General features: G+C 59.0%; 4 protein-coding genes. 2 read left to right on the forward strand and 2 right to left on the reverse strand.

Annotation, left to right across the window (positions count from 1 at the left end; all coding sequences use genetic code 11):
- Positions 1-181: 181 nt before the first annotated feature.
- Entirely contained in the window at positions 182-2,032 is a 1,851-nt protein-coding gene (locus AC1DZ5_RS21295; RefSeq protein WP_477892786.1) for a TolC family outer membrane protein, read from the reverse strand.
- Between the two features lie 221 nt (positions 2,033-2,253).
- On the opposite strand from AC1DZ5_RS21295, the gene AC1DZ5_RS21300 reads away from it, so the two are divergent.
- Positions 2,254-2,946: a transglutaminase-like cysteine peptidase gene (locus tag AC1DZ5_RS21300; RefSeq protein ID WP_477892788.1), complete on the forward strand. Its 693-nt coding sequence runs from the start codon at positions 2,254-2,256 to the stop codon at positions 2,944-2,946.
- Between the two features lie 23 nt (positions 2,947-2,969).
- Positions 2,970-4,907, forward strand: a complete 1,938-nt coding sequence (locus AC1DZ5_RS21305; protein ID WP_477892790.1) for a bifunctional diguanylate cyclase/phosphodiesterase — start codon at positions 2,970-2,972, stop codon at positions 4,905-4,907.
- 56 nt (positions 4,908-4,963) lie between these two features.
- Here the strand turns inward: AC1DZ5_RS21305 and AC1DZ5_RS21310 are convergent.
- On the reverse strand, positions 4,964-8,182 hold a 3,219-nt coding region (locus AC1DZ5_RS21310; RefSeq protein ID WP_477892792.1), incomplete at its 5' end, for a beta strand repeat-containing protein.

Consider the following 8,182-nt stretch of genomic DNA (forward strand, 5'->3'; position numbering starts at 1 on the left):
ACTTGCAGCGTCTTCTAGACCAGGCCCGCTACTTCGTGCTGCCCGTGCGACGCACGGATCGCAGTTTCCCACGCCAGGTCAAACGCTCTACGCGCAGCAAGTACCCATCAAAAAAATGCCAGTCAGCTCTTAACTGACTGGCATTGACCCTCGGGTCGCTTTTTTTATGGACGCGCCCTAATCAGAAGGTGCGGCCCTTGGTCACCGTTTCACGCACGATCTTCCAGGCATCGCCGACGCGGACCAGGGACAAGGTCTTCTCTACCGAGTCGCGATAGTCCACCGAGCCATATTCCTGTTTGAAAGCTACCTCGGCACTCTTGGCATCGCAGGTCAGAGGCTTGATGTCGCTCACGGTGGCCTGGATGTCACCCTGTTTGCCAATGCGTTTCTTGCGCAGGGTCTCCCAGGCGCTGCGGCTCAGGCCCATGGCAGGCACAAAGTTTTCTGCGTAATGGCCTAGGTAGCCGGTGGCGTCCTTGGAATTCCAGGCCGCCAGCCAGGTCTGTACCGACTGGGGTACCTGCATGCAGGCTTGTGCGGCCGGGTCAGGCATGGGGGTTTTGACCGGTGCGGGCAGTGCTATTGGCAAGGGGGCGGGCTCTACGGGTGACGGTTTGGCCACGGCGACCGGCACAGGCGTCTTCTCAATCGAGGGCAAGGTGTGGCTGCTGCACTCCATCATCTCGTCATCGTTCTCTTGGCCACCTTTCACTTCGGGCAGGGTGCTGGACAAGGTCTGCAGCTTCAGCGCTTCCAGCAGCGAGCCCGACGACGCCAGCACCCGGGCACGGGCCAGTTGCAGGTCGTACTCGGCATTGGCCAGGGCACGGCGTGCCTGGTAGTACTCGTTTTCGGTGTCCAGCAGGTCCAGCAGCGATCGCTGGCCAATGTCGAATTGCTGCTGGTAGGCCACACGGGCTTTGGAGGTGGACAGCTCATGCTGTTGCAACAGCTTGATTTGCGAGGTAATGCGCACCGAGTCGTTGTAGGCAATTTGCCCGGTCTGCCAGACATCGCGGCAGGCTTTGTCGCGCAGGTCGAAGGCAGAGTTCAGTTTGGCCGCGTACTGCTTGACCCTGGTGGTGTCCGAGCCACCACGAAACAGGTTGTAGTTCAGCACCAGCTCTAGCGTGGAATCGCGGAAGTCTCCGATGACACCGCTCTGGTTGGTTTCATAGCTTTGGCGCGCCCGGAACTCCAGCGTGGGGTACATCGCAGCCTTGCGCAGATTCAGATCGGCACGGTACGCGCGCAGGGTGGCCACAGAGGCCAGAAAGTCCGGGTTTTTGGCCACGGCGCCGCGCAGAAACTCGACACTCTGAGGCATCTGGCCGGTCAGCGGCGGAGGGGGGGGGAGCTCGGCAGCCGGTGTGTCACCGACCAGGCGCTGATAGCGGGCTGACACGTCATGCAGGTTGCTCACTTCGGTGAGCCAGTTGGACTCGGCCAGCGCCATGCGGCCCGAGGCCTGCTCCAGGTCCACGCGGCGGCCCACACCGGCTTGTACTTTCTGGTTCAGGCGGCCATGTACCTCTTGGTGGGTGATCAGGTTGTCGGCGGCCATTTCTACCAGCTCACGGTAGCGGATCACGTCCAGGTAGGCGCGGGCGGCTTCCAGCCCAGTCTGGTTGCTGGCCGACTGTAGTTCGTAAAACGCGCTTTGCTGGGCATAGCTCAGGCGGCGCACATCGTTCAGAGTAGCAAAGCCATCGAACAGGGTCTGGCGCAACTGGATGGAGGCCCGGTTGCCGTTGTACGACTGGGTGGACGACAGGTAGGGCTTGAGCGTCTGGTTGGACGAGGTGGCGGCCTCCAGATCTACCTTGGGCAGCCATCCGCCTTCGGCCGATTTGCGTTCTTCCTGCGAGGCTTCGAAGTTGTGGAAGCGGAGTTTGACTTCCGGGTTTTGCAGGATGGCTCGCTCCACCGCATCTTTCAAGTTGGTAGGCGACGGTGCTGTTTGTGCATTTGCCCCCAAAGAGAGGGCGACAAGCGCAATCGCTTGGCTGATTGCGGTCAGTCGATTCATAGTAGAAACTTCTTTGAATTCAAGCTCGCCGGGCTTGTTGGTGGAGCGGAGCGCTGTGCTAACCTCAATGCCAGCGTCCATCCTCTGATTATCGGCCGGCGATCTATTTTTAGCATACCTTGTTTGCAGTGGCTCTTTGGAAAAACCAAGATCAAGTGCGATGAATTTCACGTTATCAGGATTTTTCTGCGGGTGATGCCTGCCGACGGAAGCAGACTGGAATGGTGCTTGCACTGCGTTCTCTCCACAAGTGGGCCACCGCCGTGCTGCTGTTGGCAGTGCTGCTGGGCGCCGTGGGGACTGTACAGGGTGCCGCCGATTTCGATCGCCTTCTAGCCACATTGACGCAGCGCTGGGGCAATGGCCCGGTGCCCAAGTTCACGGCTTGGCGAGGTTTGATACAGAACAACTTAGCGGTTTCCGATGCTGAACGCATCAAACGCGTAAACCAGTTCTTCAACCAGCAGGTGCAGTTTGCTGAAGACACGGTGGTCTGGGGACAGGCCGATTACTGGGCCACACCCATGGAGTCGTTGGGGCGCGGCGCGGGAGACTGTGAAGACTTTGCCATCGCCAAATATTTCACCCTGCTGCAAACCGGCGTGATGCCCGAGAAGCTGCGGTTGATCTATGTGCGCGCCAAAACAGGCGGTGCAGATGGTGCGCCCACCCAGGCGCACATGGTATTGGCCTATTACGCCCAGCCAGATGCCGAGCCGCTCATCATGGACAACCTGATTCCCGATATTCGTCCTGCATCACGCAGGCCGGACTTGGTGCCTGTTTTCAGTTTCAACAGCGCTGGCGTGTTTGCCGGTGTCGGTGGTGGCGAGGCCGCTGCGGCAGGGGGAACGGGGCGCTTGTCCCGTTGGGAAGATTTACTGCGCCGAGCGAAAGCCGAAGGTTTTGAATAGATTGCTTGCAAGAGGAATACGAAATGTCGATGTACCGTCAACTATGGCTCGCGATTGTGGTCAGCATGCTGCTGGCCCTGGGCGGTGGTCTGCTGGCCTCCATGCTGAGTGCCCGCAGTTACCTGGGCTCCCAGCTCTCGATCAAGAACACCGACAACGCCACGGCATTGGCCCTGTCTCTGAGCCAAGGTACCCCGGATGTGGTGACCGTGGATCTGGTGGTGGCGTCGTTGTTTGACAGCGGGCACTACGAACTGATCCGCGTGACCGACCCCACCGGCAAGCTGATTGTCGAGCGGGTGGGTGATGCCAAGGATCTGGATGCCCCCGCCTGGTTTGCGCACCTGCTGCCTATCACCGCTACGCCAGGGCAAGCGCAAATCAGCAGCGGCTGGAAACAGTTCGGCACGGTCACCCTCGTCAGCCACAGCCGCTTTGCCTATGGCGCGCTATGGAAGACTGCCTACGAGATGGTGTTGGCGTTGTCACTCGCAGGTGTTGTGGGTGGGTTTTTGGGATCCATGGTGCTGGGGCGGATTCGCGGGCCATTGCGCACCGTGATTGAACAGGCCAAGGCCATTACCCAGCGCCGCTTTGTGACGGTGGATCTGCCCAAGGTGCCAGAACTCAAGCAGCTGGCCATTGCCATGAATGCCACGGTGGGGCGGCTGAAGGCCATGTTTGAAGAAGAGGCTTCGCGGCTGGAGCTGGTGCGCAAAGAGGCCAACTTTGATCCCCTGACGGGGCTGGCCAACAGGTCTCACTTCATGGCACGTTTGCGCCAGGCGATTGATGCAGAGGATTCAGTGGGTGGGACCTTGATGATGGTGCGCTTGGCGGACCTGATAGGTATCAACCGGCGACTCGGGCGTGCTTCAACGGACGATTTTTTGAAAGTCATGGGGCGCACGATCCATGCGGCGTGTGCGGCATCTAGCAATGGCGTGGCGGCCCGACTCAATGGCGCAGACTTTGCCGTGTTGCTACCCGCAGAAAAAGCGGGCTATGCCGTAGCTGTCCAACTGCTGCAGGACATGGCATTGGCGGGCGCGCCTTTTGTGGACGGCGCTGCGACAGCCTGGATTGGTGTCGGACGATTCGCCGCCGCTGCGGATGTTGGGGGCCTGTTGTCGCAAGTGGACCTGGCGCTGGCCGATGCCGAGGCGGGGGGGAAAGACGGTGTCCGGGAGGCACAGGCGGATGCGACGGACGAAATGCCGCGCACCGCGGACCAATGGTCGACGATGATCAAGCGCGCGCTGGAGCATCAGTGGGTGCGGCTTATTTCGTTCCCTGTTGTCAATGCGCAAGGGGCCCTGTCTCACCGTGAATGCCCGTTGCGCTTAATGTTTGACGAGAAAGGCGAGTGGCTACCCGCCGGTCGATTTTTGCCCGTGGCAGAACGCCTCAAACTGACGCCAGCACTGGACCTGGTGGCAGTGGCCCTGGGCCTGCAGGAGCTCAAGTCCGCCCCGGACTTGCCTGGGTTGGCAATCAATCTGTCGGCAAGTTCGTTGGAAGATGCTACTTTTCAGCCACGCTTGATGGCGCTGATTGCGGCACAGAAAGAGTTGGCACCCCGGTTGTGGCTGGAAATGGCGGAAGGCGGTGCTTTGAAGCACCTTGAGGCCTTCAAAGTGCTGTGTCGCGCGTTGAATGCTGCCGGTTGCCGGGTCGGGCTTGAGCATTTCGGGCACCACTTCAGCCAGATTGGCCAATTGCATGACCTTGGCTTGGATTACCTGAAGGTGGACTCCAGTTTCGTGCGGGGGGTTGAATCCAACACGGGCAACGCAGCCTTCCTGAAGGGCTTGTGCAGCATTGCCCACAACATTGGCTTATTAGTGTTTGCTGAGGGCGTTACCTCCTCCGCAGAGCTGGACGTTTTGTTGGCTCTCGGTTTTGACGGCGCTACTGGGCCCGGCGTCCGAATCTTGCCCATCACTCCTTCCTCACACTGAACTGCAAATGCCAGCATGAGGTGTTCATGATGGCATTTGCGTCCTGAAATACGCGATCAATCGACGATCAGTCGTTTGTTGGTGAGCAAGTCCTGTATGACCGCATTGTCATTGAGCAAGGTGGTGCCGCTGTTGTCCTGCAATAGGTTCACACCCGTCAGCACGATGGTTTGGTTTTCATTTGCCGCGTTGTAGGTGCCGCCTGTAAAACCGCCGGTGGTACTGACATGTACAACGGTATTGCCATTAGAAACTTCAAAGTGGAGATAGTTGGACAGGTTGCCGGACGCGAGTCCTTGATGGTTTTCGCCAACTAGCAGATCGCGCAGGTCGAGCGCATCACCTTCTGACTTGCTGAAGTCCATTACCAGGTCGGTGGTGCCAGAGAGGCCTATGGAATTGCCCACTCCGTAGGCATTGCCCGCACCCGCGTTGCTGACGCCGGTCGTGCTGTTTCCGTCGTTCAGTGACCAAGAGAAGACGTCGGCTCCGGTATCGCCCTTGAGCGCATCACTGCCCGCGCCACCTTCCAGACGATCATTGCCGGCACCGCCGCGCAGAGCATCATTGCTCGCGCCACCGTTTAAGTAGTCATTACCGGCGCCACCATACAGCAGATCGCTTCCAGCTTCTCCAAACAAAGCGTCATTGCCTGCGCCGCCATGCACCAAGTCGCCATAACCCTTGTTGGTATTACTGGCCACGGCAGCAGTCAGCACGCCGCCCGCAGTCGTCATGCTTCCATCTACCGTGGTCATGAAGGTCGACGTGGCGAGATTGGCGACACTCGTCAAGGCAGTGCCGCTGTCTCCGGCGTAGACGACATCGTTGCCGGCACCTGCTTCGACGTAGTCGTTGCCAGCCAGGGTGCTGATGTTGTCGTCCGATGCCGTACCGGTTAGCGTGTCCGCAGCAGCGGTGCCCGTGATCAACGATGTGCCGGTATAGGAGTCCGTGTGGCCGTTGATCGTGATAGTCAGCGTACTCGTGCTGGTGGCGCCACTTGGGTCTGTGACCGTGTAGGCAATGAAGTCCGTAAGCGTCTGCCCTGTGTTGAGTGCATTGATTCGTGCGTCATCACTGGTGAGTACGTAGGTGTATGCGCCGTTGCTGTTGATCACGAAAGTGCCGTAGGAACCCGCCACGCTGGCGCCCGTGAGTGCGCTCTGGCCGCTGACTGCTGCGACGGTCAGGGTGTCGCCATCCACGTCCGTGTCATTGCTGGTAACGGAGCCAGAGACCGTGTACGTTCCCGAGTCCTCTGTCACGCTGCTCGTGTCGACTACCGCTACAGGGGCGTCATTGACGCCTGCTACCGGGATGGATAGCGTGGTGGTGGTGGTGGCCAGTTCGTTGGTGGCGTTTTCTTTGCTGCTCAGTTCCAGTGTCAGGCCGTAGGTGCCGCTGAAGTTGACTGGGGGTTTGATGGTTAATGTGCTCAGCGACCAGCTGGTGATATTGATGGAAGTCGTACCCGCAATTGCGGTGAAGCTATTGGTACCATCTGACAGAACTGTGCCGACCAACAGATTCTTCGCGAAAAGTGAAACCAGTGATTCAGATCCATCGGTATCTGAAAGCGCAATCGTGATGGGAGATATCTTGATCGTGGTGTCTTCCACGCCGCTGTTGCTGATGGGGTAGTACCCGGCTGTCGTTGTGCCGACCACTGCATCATGAATACCACCAGCGTTCTCGACAGCTGCGATCGAACTGTAAATTTTGAAGTTGCTGCTGGTCAGGTCCTGCGCGGTGCCGCCGTCCACACTCAAGTACGGTTTGACTGCGCCAATCCCATCGCCGTTGTAAACGGCCCAATCGAGTGTGTAGTAACCGCTGACTGTGGCTGAATACGTGGTTCCGGTGATATTGCCCCAGCTGTTGTACTGTTTCTCCAGAACAATAGTGCCGCCCAGGCTGAGTAAGGCGGTGTCGTCCATATAAGAACTGAAGGTATAGGTGTGACCAGCCTCCAGGTAGATCAATCCGGTCATCCGATACGCTCCGTCGGTTGAGATTCCAGATGGATCGCCGCCGGCGTTTGCGGTGTAGTTTTGTGGGGCCGTTGATATGGAGGTAGTGGCTGGCGTGTCCGCATCCAACAAAGTGAGCAGTTGCTCTACTTCTGTCACGGTATCGACCGTTGCTGCAGAGATGTTGGGGACCGCCGTATAAGTGCGTACGGTCAATCCATCGCCTGACGGTTGTATCACGACGGTGGTTGCGCCGTCTATTACTGAAGCGCCACCAATTCTAAGTATGGAGTCATCGGCTACTGGTGCGATATCAAGAGTCAATGTGGCTGTCGTGCTGGACACGCTACCGTCACTGCCTTGGTATGTGAAGCTTGCGTAGTCGCTCTTCATGTTGCCGGTGCCCGATGGGTAGACATTGCTCCCAGACTCATTGAGGTCCGGTGCGAAGCGCAAATGTCCTGCATCGATCTCGGTCTTGCTGACTACCTGATTGGCAGTGACATTCGTCCATGTCACGCCGTTGCTTGAATACTGCAGGATCCCGTCAGATGGCAGGGTGACAATTTTCACGCTCATGGCACTGGCAGGCGAATCAACGTCGCTGATGCCAAAGTTGGCCCATGACAGGGTGATCGCCGTGTCTTCAGTCCCGATTACTGAGCCACCAATGGCTGTCGGCACATCGTTGGTGCCGGTGACAGTGATGGTGAGCTCGGCCTTGTCGGTGGCGCCCTGTGCGTCGCTGAGGGTGTACGTGAAAGTATCGGTGGCGGTGGCGCCAGTGGCCAGCGCGTTGGCGTTGTTGGCCACATAGGTGTAGTGGCCGGCGTCCTCGGCCACGGAGCCGGAGTCATTGTTGGCGATAGGCGCAGGGTTGGTAACCGTGAGCGTGAAACTCTGGGTCACGGAGCCGCCATGGCCGTCATCGGCGGTGACCACGATGGCGTAGGGACCAGAAGCCGACGCGTTGTTGGCCAGGGTACCGGTGATCAAGCCGGTGGCGGTATTGATCGTGATACCGGTGGGCAGGCCCGAGGCGCTGTAGGTCAGCACATCGGTGCTGTCGACATCGGAGAACTTGCCCGCGGTGGCAATGGAGACGGCGGTGCTGTCGACCTGGGCGAGGTTGGCAATGGTGCCCACGGTGACGGGCACATCGTTGGTGCCGGTGACAGTGATGGTGAGCTCGGCCTTGTCGGTGGCGCCCTGTGCGTCGCTGAGGGTGTACGTGAAAGTATCGGTGGCGGTGGCGCCAGTGGCCAGCGCGTTGGCGTTGTTGGCCACATAGGTGTAGTGGCC

The sequence above is a fragment of the Rhodoferax sp. P1_F3 genome (assembly GCF_056405715.1).